General features: G+C 64.0%; 14 protein-coding genes and 1 pseudogene. 8 read left to right on the top strand and 7 right to left on the bottom strand.

Translation table 11 applies throughout. From position 1 onward, the window contains the following. Window positions 1-15 precede the first annotated feature (15 nt). The 3 genes from pdhA to J4D52_RS17560 are packed head-to-tail and all read left to right on the top strand — an operon-like array spanning window position 16 to window position 3,209. A complete protein-coding gene (gene pdhA, locus J4D52_RS17570) occupies window positions 16-1,110 on the top strand; it encodes a pyruvate dehydrogenase (acetyl-transferring) E1 component subunit alpha (RefSeq protein ID WP_063428418.1) in 1,095 nt (364 codons plus the stop codon). Further along, the gene (locus tag J4D52_RS17565) at window positions 1,103-2,089 is read left to right on the top strand and encodes an alpha-ketoacid dehydrogenase subunit beta (RefSeq protein WP_063428420.1); all 987 of its coding nucleotides are present in this window, start codon (window positions 1,103-1,105) and stop codon (window positions 2,087-2,089) included. The genes pdhA and J4D52_RS17565 overlap by 8 nt, the downstream gene beginning before the upstream one ends. A gap of 10 nt (window positions 2,090-2,099) precedes the next feature. Beyond that, a complete protein-coding gene (locus J4D52_RS17560) occupies window positions 2,100-3,209 on the top strand; it encodes a dihydrolipoamide acetyltransferase family protein (RefSeq protein WP_063428422.1) in 1,110 nt (369 codons plus the stop codon). Between the two features lie 156 nt (window positions 3,210-3,365). Here J4D52_RS17560 and J4D52_RS17555 read toward each other — a convergent pair. Further along, window positions 3,366-3,623, bottom strand: a pseudogene (locus J4D52_RS17555) (YebG family protein); the annotation flags it as partial. A gap of 346 nt (window positions 3,624-3,969) precedes the next feature. Here J4D52_RS17555 and J4D52_RS17550 point away from each other — a divergent pair. Continuing rightward, window positions 3,970-4,470, top strand: a complete 501-nt coding sequence (locus tag J4D52_RS17550; protein ID WP_009042237.1) for a phosphate-starvation-inducible protein PsiE — start codon at window positions 3,970-3,972, stop codon at window positions 4,468-4,470. Here J4D52_RS17550 and J4D52_RS17545 read toward each other — a convergent pair. From J4D52_RS17545 to J4D52_RS17535, 3 genes are all read right to left on the bottom strand, one after another. Continuing rightward, window positions 4,467-4,796, bottom strand: a complete 330-nt coding sequence (locus tag J4D52_RS17545; protein ID WP_063428423.1) for a DUF3509 domain-containing protein — start codon at window positions 4,794-4,796, stop codon at window positions 4,467-4,469. The genes J4D52_RS17550 and J4D52_RS17545 overlap by 4 nt on opposite strands. Window positions 4,797-5,014: 218 nt before the next feature. Continuing rightward, window positions 5,015-6,316 (bottom strand): serine/threonine transporter, encoded by a 1,302-nt coding sequence (locus J4D52_RS17540; protein ID WP_102677216.1) that lies wholly within the window; start codon window positions 6,314-6,316, stop codon window positions 5,015-5,017. Between the two features lie 200 nt (window positions 6,317-6,516). Continuing rightward, window positions 6,517-7,893: an L-serine ammonia-lyase gene (locus tag J4D52_RS17535; RefSeq protein WP_102677217.1), complete on the bottom strand. Its 1,377-nt coding sequence runs from the start codon at window positions 7,891-7,893 to the stop codon at window positions 6,517-6,519. A 135-nt stretch (window positions 7,894-8,028) separates the two neighbouring features. Between J4D52_RS17535 and J4D52_RS17530 the strand changes: the two genes are divergently transcribed. Then, the gene (locus tag J4D52_RS17530) at window positions 8,029-8,976 is read left to right on the top strand and encodes a LysR substrate-binding domain-containing protein (RefSeq protein ID WP_007932401.1); all 948 of its coding nucleotides are present in this window, start codon (window positions 8,029-8,031) and stop codon (window positions 8,974-8,976) included. Window positions 8,977-9,188: 212 nt separating this feature from the next. Continuing rightward, window positions 9,189-9,596, top strand: coding sequence for an HPF/RaiA family ribosome-associated protein (locus tag J4D52_RS17525; RefSeq protein ID WP_009047054.1), 408 nt, complete (start codon window positions 9,189-9,191; stop codon window positions 9,594-9,596). A gap of 221 nt (window positions 9,597-9,817) precedes the next feature. Here the strand turns inward: J4D52_RS17525 and fecA are convergent, their stop codons facing one another. The 3 genes from fecA to J4D52_RS17510 all read right to left on the bottom strand — a co-directional run bounded on the left by fecA (window position 9,818) and on the right by J4D52_RS17510 (window position 13,779). Further along, window positions 9,818-12,178: a TonB-dependent Fe(3+) dicitrate receptor FecA gene (gene fecA / locus J4D52_RS17520; protein WP_102677218.1), complete on the bottom strand. Its 2,361-nt coding sequence runs from the start codon at window positions 12,176-12,178 to the stop codon at window positions 9,818-9,820. Between the two features lie 124 nt (window positions 12,179-12,302). Then, window positions 12,303-13,268: a FecR domain-containing protein gene (locus tag J4D52_RS17515; protein ID WP_063428432.1), complete on the bottom strand. Its 966-nt coding sequence runs from the start codon at window positions 13,266-13,268 to the stop codon at window positions 12,303-12,305. A 22-nt stretch (window positions 13,269-13,290) separates the two neighbouring features. Continuing rightward, window positions 13,291-13,779 (bottom strand): sigma-70 family RNA polymerase sigma factor, encoded by a 489-nt coding sequence (locus J4D52_RS17510; RefSeq protein ID WP_063428434.1) that lies wholly within the window; start codon window positions 13,777-13,779, stop codon window positions 13,291-13,293. Between the two features lie 219 nt (window positions 13,780-13,998). On the opposite strand from J4D52_RS17510, the gene J4D52_RS17505 reads away from it, so the two are divergent. Both J4D52_RS17505 and J4D52_RS17500 read left to right on the top strand, forming a co-directional pair. After that, window positions 13,999-14,304, top strand: a complete 306-nt coding sequence (locus tag J4D52_RS17505) for a DUF3649 domain-containing protein (protein ID WP_063428436.1) — start codon at window positions 13,999-14,001, stop codon at window positions 14,302-14,304. Beyond that, window positions 14,301-14,979, top strand: a 679-nt coding sequence (locus J4D52_RS17500) for a PepSY domain-containing protein (RefSeq protein WP_207272144.1), incomplete at its 3' end; no start/stop codon positions are given. The genes J4D52_RS17505 and J4D52_RS17500, both read left to right, overlap by 4 nt.

The raw sequence follows: 14,979 nt of genomic DNA, 5'->3' as shown, positions 1-14,979 counted from the left end.
GCCAGGAGCCATGTGATGCCTCACAAGGTTGCACTTCCCTATACCCGCTATTTGTCCCCGGACGGCCAGTTGCTCGGCGACCTGCCGGCCTGGGCCGACGACTTCAATCTGCTGACCCGGCTCTACCGGCAGATGGTCCTGACCCGCCTGTTCGACCAGAAAGCCGTGGCCCTGCAACGCACCGGACGCATCGGTACCTACGCGCCGACCCTCGGCCAGGAAGCCATTGGCGTGGCCATTGGCAGCCTGATGCGACCCGAAGACGTGCTGGTGCCCTATTACCGCGACACCGCCGTGCAGCTGATGCGCGGGGTGCGCATGGAGGAGATCCTGCTGTACTGGGGCGGCGACGAGCGCGGCAGCGATTTCGTCGACCCGGCGGTGGCCGAGGATTTCCCGATCTGTGTGCCGATCGCCACCCAGGCCCTGCATGCCTGCGGCGTGGCCAGTGCGTTCAAGATCCGTGGCGAGCATCGGGTGGTGGTGACCACCTGTGGCGACGGCGCCACCAGCAAGGGCGACTTCCTCGAGGCCCTCAACGTGGCGGGCACCTGGCAGTTGCCGGTGGTATTCGTGGTCAACAACAACCAGTGGGCGATCTCGGTGCCACGGCGTATCCAGTGCGGCGCGCCGACCCTGGCGCAGAAGGCCATCGGCGCCGGCTTCCACGGCGAACAGGTCGATGGCAACGACATGCTCGCGGTGTACGACCGGGTGCAGGTGGCCCTGGAGCGTGCCCGGCATGGCAAGGGACCGGTGCTGCTGGAATGCCTGAGCTATCGCCTGGGCGACCACACCACCGCCGACGATTCCACGCGCTATCGCGCCGCGGATGAGGTCAAGCAGGCCTGGCTGGAAGAGCCGATCAAACGCCTGCAACGCTTCATGGTCGGGCAGGGCGTCTGGGAGGGAAACCGCGAGCAGGCGCTGATGGTGGAATGCCAGGCGCTGGTGCAGCGTGCTGTGGATAACTTCGAGGCGGCGGGCACCCAGGCCCCCGAGTCGATACTGGACCATGTCTACGCACAGTGGCCGGCGGCCCTGGCCGAACAGCGCGAGATGTTCCTCGAACGGCTGGCACGGCGTGCGGGAGGTAGGGACCATGAGTAACGGCACATTCAGCCTGCTGGAAGCGGTGAACCTGGCGCTGCACCGGGCCATGGCCGAGGACGAGAACGTGATTGTCCTGGGTGAGGACGTGGGGGTGAACGGTGGGGTGTTCCGCGCCACCCTGGGGCTGCGCGACAGTTTCGGCTTCAAGCGGGTGATCGACTCGCCACTGGCGGAAACCATGCTCGGCGGCCTGGTGATCGGCATGGCCGCCCAAGGCCTGAAGCCGGTGGTGGAAATCCAGTTCATGGGGTTTATCTACGCGACCATGGAGCACCTGGTGTCCCATGCCAGCCGCATGCGCAACCGCACCCGCGGGCGCATCACCTGCCCGATGGTGCTGCGCACACCTATGGGCGCGGGCATTCGCGCGCCGGAGCACCACAGCGAAAGCACCGAGGCGCTGTTCGCCCATATCCCGGGGCTGCGGGTGCTGGTGCCGTCCTCGCCGGCGCGGGCCTACGGCCTGCTGCTGGCGGCCATCGACGATCCCGACCCAGTGCTGTTCCTCGAGCCGACCCGGCTCTACCGCATGAACCCGCAACCGCTGGTGGACGACGGCAAGCGCCTGCCGCTGGACAGTTGTTTCACCCTGCGCGAAGGCAGCGACATCACCCTGGTCAGTTGGGGCGCGAGCATCGTCGAGACCCTGCAGGCTGCCAGCGCGCTGGCCGAGCAGGGCGTGTCGGCGGAGGTGATCGACGTCGCCTGCATCAAGCCGCTGGACCTCGACACCCTGGAAGCCTCGGTGCGCAAGACCGGGCGCTGCGTGATCGTGCACGAGGCGCCGCGCACCTGCGGCGTCGGCGCGGAAATCGCCGCCAGCCTCTACGAGCGGGCGTTGCTGGAATTGCAGGCGCCGATCCTGCGGGTCACCGCGCCGGACATTCCACCGCCGCTGTATCGCCTGGAGTCGCTGTACATCCCCGGCGTCGAAGACATTCTTCACGCCTGCGACAGCACCCTGAACTTCGCCTGAGGAGGCTGCGATGAAATATTTCAAACTGCCCGATCTGGGCGAAGGCCTGCAGGAAGCGGAGATCGTCGAATGGCACGTCAGGGCTGGCGATGTGGTCAAGGCCGATCAGTTGCTGGTGTCGGTGGAAACCGCCAAGGCCCTGGTGGACATCCCCGCGCCCTATGACGGCGTGGTGGCGAAAACCTACGGCGCGCCGGGTGACATCCTGCATGTCGGCGAACCCTTGCTCGGTTACGAAGGCGAGGCAGATGCCGGCACCGTGGTCGGGCGCCTCGAAGGTGGCGGGGCCAGTCAGGAAGACCGGTTTTTTGTCGGTGCCGCGCCCTCGACCCGCGAACACATGGCGGCCCGTGCCACGCCAGCGGTGCGCCAACTGGCCCGGCAACTGGGCGTGGACGTGAATGCCTTGAGCGGTTCGGCCAAGGACGGGCTGGTCACCCGCAGCGATGTGGAAAGCGCCGCGCAGCAGGAACGCGAGCGGTTCGGCGGCGACCGGCTGCGCGGGGTACGCCGCAGCATGGCGCTGAACATGGCCCGCTCCCATGCCGAGGTGGTGCCGGTGACGATTTACGGCGATGCCGACCTGCACCGCTGGGGCCAGGCCCGCGACCCGCTGATCCGCCTGGCCAAGGCGCTGGCGGCGGCCTGTGCGGTGGAGCCGGCGCTCAACAGCGCGTTCGACGGCAAGACCCTGTCGATCAAGCAGCACCAGCACCTCGACCTGGGCATCGCCGTGGACACTCCCGATGGCTTGTTCGTGCCTGTGCTGCGCAATGTCGGCCAGCGCGACGCGGCGGATCTCAAGGCAGGGGTGACGCGCTTGCGCGCCGATGTGCAGGCACGCTCGATCCCGCCCAAGGAGATGATGGGCGCGACCCTGACCCTGTCCAACTTCGGCACCCTGTTCGGCCGTTATGCCAACCCGGTGGTGGTGCCGCCGCAAGTGGCGATCCTCGCCGCCGGGGTGATCCGCGACGAGCCGGTGGCCGTGAACGGCGCGGTGGCGGTGCATCCGCTGCTGCCGCTGTCCCTGACCTTCGATCATCGGGTGGTCACCGGTGGCGAGGCGGCACGGTTTTTCAAGGCGTTGGTCGAAGCGCTGGAGCAACCCGAGCTTTAGTTTTCCACAGGCATGAAAAAGGCCCTGAGCCAAAGACTCAGGGCCTGTTCAATTCGAGCCTGCTTACTTGGCGGCTTTGCTCGCCTTGGCGGGCTTGGCCGGTGCTGCGGGTTCAGCGGCTTCGGGCGCTGCCAGCGGAGCCTCTGGCTCGGCCGCCGCAACCGGCGCGCTGAGCAGTTCGGACAGGGCGTCCGGCTGGCTCTTGAAGGCCTTGGCGAACACATCGCGGTTCTTCGCCATGTAGATCCCGGCCTCTTCCACCTGCTGCTCGCTCAGGGACGGCACAGCTTTTTGCAACACTTGCGCCAGCAATTCAGCCAGTTCGAGCATTTTGTCATGACGGTCAGCTTCGGCTTTATCCATGAACAAGCGCTCCAGATCTCGGCTGCTGCGGTATACCACTTCGACGGCCATTCACCACCTCACATGCCTTCACGATAATGGGTCTTTGCTACTACTGTATTTATATACAGCACGCAGGATAAGCGAATCCTGCTGCTTTGAATAGTGGCTTTTTAATCTAGCCGGGTTTCAGGGTTTGTCAGGTGATCCGCCTCGATCCCACCTCGGGCAAGCAGACGCGTGTGCTTCTGTAGGAGCGAGGCTTGCCCGCGAAGACGCCCTTGAGAGCACCACAGAAGTGTCCAGTCGACCCCGGCCGCCATCTCATTCCCCAGACGCTGGCCTTTTTTCTGCATGCAGAACAACCGTCACGTCCAACCCGCATCATCCGGTCGAGTCGACCTAAGGAAAAACCATCGTGAAAATCAATTGGGCCGAGAAACTGCGGCAGAACGTCCATCAGTTGGCCGAGTCCCTGGGCAACCTGTTCGTCGAGACCTTTCACTACCTGGCGCTGTTCGCCATCGGCGCGGTGACGGCCTGGGCGGCGGTGATGGAATTTCTCGGGATGCTCGAAGAAGGTCATATCAAGATCGATGACATTCTCCTGCTGTTCATCTACCTCGAACTGGGCGCCATGGTCGGCATCTACTTCAAGACCAACCACATGCCGGTGCGCTTCCTGATCTACGTGGCGATCACTGCGCTGACCCGCCTGCTGATCTCCAACGTGTCGCACCACAACCCGCCGGACCTGGGGATCATCTACCTGTGTGGCGGCATCCTGCTGCTGGCCTTCTCCATCCTGGTGGTGCGCTATGCCTCGTCGCAGTTCCCGTCGGTGAAGATCGAACACCCGCAACGCAAGGTCGGCGCGGGTTCCAGCGAGCACCCTGAAGTCGAGAAGGGCGAGCTTTAAATCGCCAGGGTCAGGGGCGGCCGGTTAGCGGGCCGGCCCTTGGCGGTCGGCAGCGGCAGCTTGAAGCTGTCGCTGTTGGTCATGGCTTCGAGGATGGCCACGGCGCTGTGGCCCTGCTCGATGGCGATGCCGAACTGAATGCTTTGCACCAGGCGTTTGAGTCGCTGCGGATCGTTGCGCTGCTCGGCGCTGATCATGCGTTTGGCCACGACCCGGCCGGCCTTGGACAGGGTCAGCATGATGCTGCCGTCCAGGCCCTGGATGCTCAGGTTGACCCGGTATTCCGGGGCGAAGGCATCGGTAATCAGCTGAAAGGGGTTGTCCATGTGCGTCACCGCTTGATTGGATCGTGCAGTCATTGACCGGCCGGGATCGGGATTAGTTCGCATGTCCAGACCACTGGCAGGCCGTTCGCTGAGGTTTGTTAACGTCCGTATTCCTCAGGTCTTGCAAAGCAAAGGGCATGCCGGGAAAACCGCCGACCAATAAACCCGGGGGCGAAAAAAAACGGACCAAATGGTCCGTTTTTCTTTGGCTACCCGTTTCAGGGCATGAACGAATAAATGATCGCTGACAGTGCGATCAGGCCGATCAGCACCACGAACAGATTCGACAGCTGCCCCGAGTACTGGCGCAGCGACGGCACCCGCCGGATCGCGTACATCGGCATCAGGAACAACAGGCAGGCGATCACCGGCCCACCCAGGGTTTCGATCATGCCGAGGATGCTCGGGTTGAAGGTGGCCACGGCCCAGCAGGTCAGGACCATGAACAGCGCGGTGCAACGCTCCAGCCAGCGCGACGACAGGCTCCGGCCACGGCTGCGCAGGCTTTTCACGATCAGCCCCTGGAAACCTTCGCTGGCGCCGATGTAGTGGCCGAGGAAGGATTTGGTGATCGCCACCAGTGCGATCAGTGGCGCCGCGTAGGCGATCACCGGGGTCTGGAAGTGGTTGGCCAGGTACGACAGGATCGAGATGTTCTGCGCCTTGGCCGCGGCCAGGTCGGCGGGCGACAGGGCCAGCACGCAGCTGAAGCAGAAGAACATCACCGTCAGCACCATCATGCCGTGGGCCACGGCGAGGATGCCGCTGCTCTTGCGTTCGGCCTGGGCACCGTAGTGGCGCTTCTGGTCGACGGCGAAGGCCGAGATGATCGGCGAGTGGTTGAACGAGAACACCATCACCGGGATCGCCAGCCATAGGGTCTTGAGGAACAGCGGCATGGACATGCCGTCATTGGCCGAAGCGAAGAAGGCACCGTTCCAGTTCGGGATCAGGCTGAGGGCCAGCAACAACAGCGCGGCGACAAAGGGATAGACCAGCACGCTCATGGCCCGCACGATCACGCCCTGGCCGCAACGCACGATGGCCATCAGGCCGAGGATCAGCACCAGGGACAGGATCGCCCGCGGCGGTGGCGTCATGTGCAGCTGGTGTTCCATGAAGCTACCCAGGGTGTTGGTCAGCGCCACGCTGTACACCAGCAGGATCGGGAAGATGGCGAAGAAGTAGAGCAGGGTGATCAGCTTGCCGGCGCCGATGCCGAAGTGTTCTTCCACCACCTCGGTGATGTCGCCGGAGCGCCCGGACAGGACGAAGCGGGTCAGCCCGCGGTGGGCGAAGAAGGTCATCGGGAAGGCCAGCAGTGCCAGCACGATCAGCGGCCAGAAGCCGCCGACCCCGGCGTTGATCGGCAGGAACAGGGTACCGGCGCCGATGGCGGTGCCGTACAGGCCGAGCATCCAGGTGGTGTCGTGTTTGCTCCAGCCCTGGCTGGTGGTCGTGGTGTCGCGGGCAGTCTCTACAGCGGGGTTTTCGGCAGCGGGTGTTCGTACATCGGTCATCGGTATTGCCTCGTTATTATTTTTGCTCGGGCTCACGTGGGGCGGACAGTCAGGCCGTTTGAAAACGTAGCGAGCGAAGACAAGACAAGGCAAAAACAGGCGAGGAAGCGGAGTTTAGGCACCTAAATGAGCATTCCGAGCCTGTTTTTAACGCAGTATTGTCGAGCGCAGTAGTTTTCATACGGCCTGGGGGAGGCTGATCAGCATTCCACCCAACTCACGGCCAGGCCGCCCCGTGAAGTTTCTTTGTATTTGTCGTGCATGTCGGCGCCGGTATCGCGCATGGTGCGGATCACCCGGTCCAGGGAAATGAAGTGTTTGCCGTCGCCGCGCAGGGCCATCTGGGTGGCGTTGATCGCCTTCACCGCGGCGATTGCGTTGCGCTCGATGCAGGGCACCTGCACCAGGCCGCCGACCGGGTCGCAGGTCAGGCCGAGGTTATGTTCCAGGCCGATTTCGGCGGCGTTTTCCAGCTGTTCCGGCGTGGCCCCGAGCACCTCGGCCAGGCCCGCCGCAGCCATCGCGCAGGCCGAGCCCACCTCGCCCTGGCAGCCGACTTCGGCGCCGGAGATCGAGGCGTTTTTCTTGCAGAGGATGCCCACTGCGGCGGCGCCGAGGAAGAAGTCGATCACGTCGTCGTCCGACGCTTCGGGGTTGAACTTCATGTAGTAATGCAGCACTGCCGGGATGATCCCCGCCGCGCCGTTGGTCGGTGCGGTGACCATGCGTCCGCCGGCGGCGTTTTCCTCGTTCACCGCCAGGGCGAACAGGTTGACCCACTCCATGGCCGACAGGGTCGAGCTGATGACGTTGGGCTTGCCGATTTCCAGCAGGTTGCGGTGCAGCTTGGCCGCGCGGCGCGGCACATCCAGGCCGCCGGGCAGGGTGCCTTCGTGGCGCAGGCCCTGCTCGACGCATTCGCGCATCACCGACCAGATGTGCAGCAGGCCGCTGCGGATTTCGGCATCGCTGCGCCAGGCCCGTTCGTTGGCCATCATCAGTTCCGAGACCCGCAACTGGTGCCGTTGGCACAGGGCCAGGAGTTCCACGGCGCTGTTGAAGTCGTAGGGCAGCTCGACGCTGTTGGCCGCCGGGGCACCTTCGGTCACTTCGGCTTCTTCGACGATAAAACCGCCGCCCACCGAGTAGTAGGTCTGCTGCCACAACGGGCCGTCCGCGGCGAAGGCCGACAGTGACATGGCATTGGGGTGGTAGGGCAGGCTTTCGTCGAGCAGCAGCAGGTCGCGCTGCCAGTCGAAGGCGATGCTCGAGCGCCCGCCCAGGCTCAGCTCGCCGCTTTCGCGCAGTTGCTGGATGCGCGGGCCGATGCTGCTTGGGTCGATGCTGTCGGGCCATTCGCCCATCAGGCCCATGACGCAGGCGCGGTCGGTGGCATGGCCGACGCCGGTGGCGGACAGCGAGCCGTACAGGCGGATTTCCACCCGCTGCACCTGCGCCTGCAACCCTTGCTCGAACAGCCCCTGGGCGAAGGTCGCGGCGGCGCGCATCGGGCCGACGGTGTGGGAGCTGGACGGGCCGATACCGACTTTGAAGAGATCGAAAACACTGATAGCCATGCTAAAGCCTTACAAGCAATGGAAGAGAAATCGCTGCCATTTTTTGTAGGCCGAGCGTTAGGTCGGCGATACTGCCTAGCTCGGTCAATACTGACCAACGAATTTTCCTAAGACAGCCTTTAGCAGGACTAAACGATGAGTCGTCAGTTTCATGCCCAGACCTACGTCTGGCTGCATGTGTTTTCCTGTGCCGCGCGGCACTTGTCGTTCACCCGTTGCGCGGAAGAACTGCACATCACCCCGGGGGCGGTCAGCCAGCAGATCCGCCTGCTGGAAGAGCGGCTCGGCTTTCGCCTGTTTCACCGGCGCGCCCGTGGGGTGGAACTGAGCGCCGAAGGGCAGCGGCTGGCGATCACGGTGAACGAGGCCTATGGCAGCATCGACGCCGAACTGCGCCGGCTGGATGCCGGAATGATCAGCGGGACCTTGCGCCTGCGCTCGATCCCGTCGTTTCTCGGCAAGTGGCTGACCCCGCGTTTGCCCAGGCTGCAGCAGCGTTTTCCGGACATTCAGCTGCGGCTGGTGGCCGAGGACAGCAGCGTGGCCTTGCATGAAGGCGATTTCGACCTGGCCATCGACCTTAACGACGGCAGTTATCCGGGGTTGTTATCCACAGCCCTGCTGGACGAGCAGATCTTCCCGGTCTGTGCCCCGGGCCTGTTGCGCGGACGGCCGCCGCTGCACGGTCCGGCGGACCTGGTGCATTTCCCGTTGCTGCACGACATCACCGCCTGGCGCGGCAGCTATGAGTACGCGGAGTGGGAGTTCTATCTCAATGCCATCGGCTTCGAGGGCGCGGATGTGCGGCGCGGGCACACCTTCAACCGCAACCACCTGACCATCGAGGCGGCGACTGCCGGGATGGGGGTGGCGATTGCCCGACGTACCCTGCTCAACGATGAACTGGAACGCGGCACCCTGATCGTGCCGTTTGGCCTCGCGGTGCCCAATCACAAGCGTTATGTGCTGCTGTATGCGCCGGGCGCGCTGAGCCATCCGGGCGTGCGCGCGGTGCACGACTGGCTGGTGGAAGAGGCGGAGATATTTCGCGGTTTGCACCCGCTGGGAGGGGGGCACGGGTAAGCAGAAAGGACAGGGGAGTGGGGCGACCCAACTCCCGACATTAACAGCGCTTTTGCGCTTTGTCCGGCTTTATTTGCGAATAGATATTTATCTTTTTTAAGGGGTTGAATTGTTCTGCGCTCTGCCCAACTCTGTAAGCAAGAGGCCGCAAAAAGTACGCCCTCAGGGGCACGCGGTTCCTCTCGCGAGCTAGCTGAAATAAGGGAAGAACTATGCAAATCCAGGTCAATAGCGATAACCATATTCAAAGCAGCATCCGACTGGAGGAGTGGGTACGTACTACCATTGAGAGCACGCTCGAACGCTACGAGGAGGACCTGACCCGAGTCGAGGTTCATCTGCGGGACGAGAACGGCGACAAGCCCGGTCCCCACGATTTGCGCTGCCAACTGGAGGCGCGGCCAAAAGGCCATCAACCGATTTCCGTGACCCATAAAGCCGAATCCCTGGAACTGGCCATCGAAGGAGCGGCCACCAAGCTGGAGAATTCCCTGGAACACCTGTTCGGCCGGTTGCGCAACAAGCGCGCCGCGGCAGCGCCAAGCGCCCGCGCCGGTCAGGCCGACGCCTTGCTTGAAGAGGAATTCCTGGAAAACGAACAGGCCGCGCTCAATAGCTGACGGCTGAAACACTCCACAAAGAAGTACTCAACAAAAAGGGCCTGCAAATGCAGGCCCTTTTTTTGTGCCGCGTTTCTGTAGGAGCGAACGGGCGGCGATCCGACTTGCTCGCGATGGCGTTCGGACTGACACACCGCGGCGTCTGCATCGCGGGCAATCGAGCGTCGACCGGCCGCTCCTACAGACGCGGGGCAAGGCGCGTTGCTGGCGATGGCCGTGGATCAGAATGCCACAGAGGTCTGTACGTACAAGGTCCGTGGTTCGCCCACGTATTTGCCTTTGTTGTTGTCGTCGAACGAGCGGGTGAAGTACTGGTGGTTGAAGATGTTCTTCACCCCGACCGCTACGTTGAGGTCCGACAGTTGCGGGCCGAAGTCGTAGGCGGCGCGGCTGCTGAACAGCATATAGCCGGGAATCCGCCCGGTGCTGCCGTCGGCGCTTTCGGCGGAGGTGTTGGCGTTGTCGGCGAACTGGCTGCTCTGGTAGCTGCTGTCGAAGTTCAGCTTCCACGGGCCTTCGGTGTAGCCGATGCCGAGGGTGCCCTTGTGCTTGGACGAGAACGGCACGCGGTTGCCCTTGTTCGGCCCGTCTTCCCGAATGGTGGCGTCGACGTAGGCGTAGGTGGCATACACATCGAAACCGGCCAGCGCCGGGCTCAGGCCGTCCAGCGCGTAATTGACGCTGGTCTCGATGCCCTGGTGACGGGTTTCGCCCCGGGCGATCACCGAGTCGTTGGTCTGGTTGCTGTCGTACTGGTTGTCAAAGTTGATCAGGAACGCGCCGATCTCCGCCCGCAGGCTGCCGTCGTCATAGCGGGTACCCACTTCCCAGGTGCGGGCCTTCTCCGGTTTCACTTCGCCGCTGCTCACGCGGTTGGGCATCTGGCTGTACTGCACGCTGCCGAACGAACCCTCGGTGTTGGCGTAGAGGTTCCAGCTGTCGGTCAGGTGGTACATCACGTTCAGCGCCGGCAGCGCGGTGTTGTAGTCGCCCTTGTATTTGACGTTGGTCAGATTGTTGGTCTGCTGGGACTCGATCATCTCGTAGCGGATGCCCGGGGTGAGGGTCCACTTGCCGATGTCGATGCGGTCGTCGACGAAGAACGCATTGGCCTCGGTGCCGCCGCGGGTATCGCGGTCGTTGCGGCTGCTGGTGTTCGGAAGTTGCTGGTTGGCGCTGATCGGCGTGCGGTAGCGCAACTCGTGCCCGGCTTCGTTGATGTAGCGGTAGCCGATGCCCAGCTCATGGCTGGTCGGCCCGAGGTCGAAGCCCTGGGCGAAGCGGGTTTCGACGCCGCGCACCCAGTATTCGCGTGGCGACAGCGAAAGGAAGCTGCCCTGGTCCAGGTAGCCGCTGCGCAGGGTCTTGGTGAAGAAGCTGTTGACGGTGAATTCGCGGCGATCTTCCTGGTAGCGGTAGCCGAAGTTGATCAGCGTACGGCGGCCCCAGAACTTGTCGTACGGGCGGGTCGACTGATACGGGTCGGCCTTGTAGTCGGCAACGTTGAGGCCACCGGGCATGTCCGCCTCGCCCTCGTAGTACTGGGCCATGGCGTTGAAGCTGTTGGCGTCGTCGAGCTGGTAGTGGCCCTTGAGGATCAGGTCGTCGATCTGCGTGTCGCTGTGTTCGCGCCAGTCGCCGCCACGGGTGCCGGAGTACAGCAGGGCGCCGCCCAGGCCGTTGTCGGCGGTGCCGCCGGCCAGCAGGTTGCCGGTGGTCTTGAAGCCGTCGTGGCTGGAGGACGGGCTGGTCTCGGTCTGGAAGCCGCCCTTGACCGTGGGCGCGTCGGGGATGGCGCGGGTCACGAAGTTGACGATACCGCCGACGTTCTGCGGCCCGTAGCGCACGGCGCCACCGCCACGTACCACGTCCACGGCGTCCATGTTGCCCATGCTGACCGGGGCGAAGGACAGCTGCGGCTGGCCATAGGGCGCGAAGGGCACTGGAATGCCATCCATCAGCACCGTGGAGCGCGAGGCCAGGCGCGGGTTGAGCCCGCGAATGCCGAAGTTCAGCGCCATGTCGTGGCTGCCGGTGCCGTTGTTTTCCGGGGCGTTGACCCCGGGAATGCGGTTGAGCACATCGCGGGCCTGGGTCGCGCCCTGGCGTTCGAATTCTTCGCGGCGGATCACGTCACGGGCACCCGGGTGTTCGAATACATTGGTCTGCGCCGCATCGCCCAGCCAGTCGCCGACCACGCTGGACGCGCCCAGCTCCAGGGCCGCCGGTGCGCCCTCGGCGCTTATCGGTTGCAGGCTGAAGGCATTGCCGCCTTCGGCGCGGGCCTGCAGGCCGGTGCCCTTGAGCAAGGCATTCAGACCCTCTTCGGTGGTGTAGCTGCCTTCCAGGCCCTGGCTCTGCACGCCGCTGGCGACCTGGGAGCCGAAGGAAATCAGCACCCCGGCTTCACGGCCGAACTGGTTCAGGGCGTTTTCCAGCGACGATGCCGCGATGTGATAGTCACGCGCCGGGCCGTCGGCGGCCATGGCCAGCGGCAGGGCGGCCAAGCTCAGGCTGGCGCCCAGCAGCAACTGGCGCAGGGTACGGGCAAGGGGCGTAAGGCGGGTGGGATGCTGGGGCATGGACATCGATCCTGAGAAGGTTGCAGTCAAGGGGGCTTTCCTTCTCTGTCACGCGAGTGCTGGAAAACGGCTCACACAAAATGAAAAAAACTGGCGTTGGGGAAAAAACATTGAATCGGCGCCGTCAGGCGCGGGCCTCGACCGTGACCCAATAACGGGTGAAGCGCCTGACCTTCACCGGCAGGCTGATTTCCAGCAGGTCGAGAATCCGTTCGCTGTCGTCCAGTGGATAACTGCCGGAGATCAGCAGGTCGGCGACCCGTGGATCGCAGTTGAGCTGGCCGCGACGGTAGCGCCCCAACTCGTCGAGGAAGTCCGCCAGGCGCATATGGGCGGCCACCAGCATGCCCTCGCTCCAGGCGCCGCTGCCGGCGTCCAGCGACCGCGGGTTTTCCCAGGTGCTGCGGGTGAAGCTCAATTGTTGTCCCTTGTTTACCAGCAACGGCGTTCCCGAATAATCCGACGGGCTGAGGCTGACGTTGCCTTCGAACACCGCCAGCTGGGTGCGCTGGCTGAACTGGCGCAGGTTCAGCCGTACGCCTTGCGGGCGTAAAACACCCTGGGCGCTCTGTATCAGCAGCGGCCGGCTGTCAGCCGCAGTGGTCAGCAGAATCTCCCCGGCCAATAGCCGGATCAGCCGTTGCTGGCCGTCGAAACTCACGTCCACCGCGCTGTCGGTATTGAGCTGCAACTGGCTGCCATCGCTCAGTTGCAGTTTGCGCCGCTGGCCCACCGGGCTGCGGTAGTCGGCCATCAGCGGGGGCAGCGGATTGTGTTCGCGCAAGCCCCAGGCCGCAGCGGAACCGGCGCCGAGAATCAGCAGCAGTTTCAGCGCCTGGCGCCGGCTGGAGGACTTCGGCGCGTTGAGCGCGGCATGGGCCAGGGGCGAAGACAGGCCGCGCAGCCGCGAATTGACCCGCTGGATATGCTCCCAGGCGCGCTGATGTTCGCTGTGGGCGTCGTGCCACTGCTGCCAGGCCAGTTGCTGGCGTGGGCTGAGCGGCCCCGCCTGCATTTCGATCAGCCAGTGCACGGCCTGTTCGGCGACCTGGGCGCCGATGTCCGGCGGGCGGGGAAGGGCGGCGTTCATAGGGTTGGGTTCATGGCGTGGTTCACAGGGCGAAGTAGCAGCGCAGGGCTGCCTTGTGCAGGTGGCGCTTGACCGTGGCGATGGATATCCCCAGTTCGCGGGCGATCTCGCCGTGTTTCAGGCCATCGACCTGGGCCAGCAGGAACGCGTGTTTCACCAGGCGCGGCAAACCGTCGAGCAACTGGTCCAGCTCCAGCAGGGTCTGCAGGATGATCGCCTTGTCCTCCTCGGATGGCGCCAGCAGTTCCGGCATCTGCGCCAGCGTCTCGAGGTAGGCCCGTTCCAGGTCCTGGCGCCGGTAGTGGTTGTACAGCACCCGCTTGGCGATGGTGGTGAGGAACGCCCGTGGCTCGACGATCGACGGCGTTTCCCGGGCGCTGAGCACCCGCATGAAGGTGTCCTGGGCCAGGTCGGCGGCGCTGTCGGGGCAGCCGAGCCGACGCCGCAACCAGCTGTTCAACCAGCTGTGATGGGCGTGATAGAGGACTTCGACGGTAGAGGAGTGAGCCAAGCCGAACGCTCCGGCAGCATGAAAATGCTTAAGAGAACAAGAATTGTTCGCATTGTAGTGGCCCGGCATGGCATTGGGCAATCAACCCGGACCGGCGGAAGATCCCGCGGCGGGTCAGTGATTTTTTGCACATGAGAATATTTATCATTAATATTGCGCCGACTTGAGTCCGGGTGGGGTATTTCCTGCGCCGGGCGGTCCTGGTTTCAAGGTCGAAACATGAAAAGCAAAGTTGCTGCGATTCCCTCTTCCTATCGTCTGGCCGTGACGTCGCGGGTGCTGGCCGCGGTGTTCGGCGGTTACCTGCTGGCGGCGTTGTCCAGCGTCTGCATGACCCTGTTGCTCCCCATCTCCCGCGCCGATGCGGTGTTCGGCAGCATGATGGCGTCCTTCCTGTTCTATCTGGTGGCGGTGCTCTGGTGTTTTGCCTGCCGCACGGCCTGGCAGGCCTGGTTCGGGTTGCTGCTGCCGGCGCTGGTGCTGGCGGCGATTTGCGCGTTGGCGTACTGGATGAATCTCTCATGAAGGAGGGATTTCGCCAGTCCATGGCCTGGTTGCACACCTGGGCCGGACTGGTATTCGGCTGGCTGCTGCTGGCGATTTTCCTGACCGGCACCCTGGCCTACTTCAAGGACGAAATCAGCCACTGGATGCAACCCGAAGTGCCGTCGCGCTCGGTCAGCAACGAAACCAGTGTGATCCTCGCCCAGAGCTACCTGCAGCAGCACGCCCAGGGCGCCTCGCGCTGGTTCATCAACCTGCCCGATGCCCGTGAGCCGGGCCTGTCGGTGATGTGGCAGTTTCCGGGCAAGCCCGGCGAGCGCGGCGCTTTCACCCAGAAGCTGCTGGACCCGGCCACCGGCGCCGAGCTGCAGGCCCGCGACACCCGCGGCGGCGAGTTCTTCTACCGCTTCCACTTCCAGTTGCAGATGCCTCATCCGTGGGGCCGCTGGTTGTCCACCGCGGCGGCTATGGTGATGTTCGTCGCCTTGATCAGCGGCATCATCACCCACAAGAAAATCTTCAAGGACTTCTTCACCTTCCGCCCCCGCAAGGGCCAGCGCTCCTGGCTCGACGGGCACAACGCGGTGGGCGTGCTGGTGTTGCCGTTCCACCTGATGATCACCTACAGCAGCCTGGTGATCTTCATGGCGATGGCCATGCCGGCCAGCATCCTGGCCACCTACGGCGACGACACTC

This window comes from Pseudomonas sp. GW460-12-10-14-TSB1, from assembly GCF_017349775.1.
GTDB lineage: Bacteria > Pseudomonadota > Gammaproteobacteria > Pseudomonadales > Pseudomonadaceae > Aquipseudomonas > Aquipseudomonas piscium.
The sequence above is the reverse complement of the archived record's forward strand: the minus strand, read 5'-3'. Positions and strand labels throughout refer to the sequence as shown.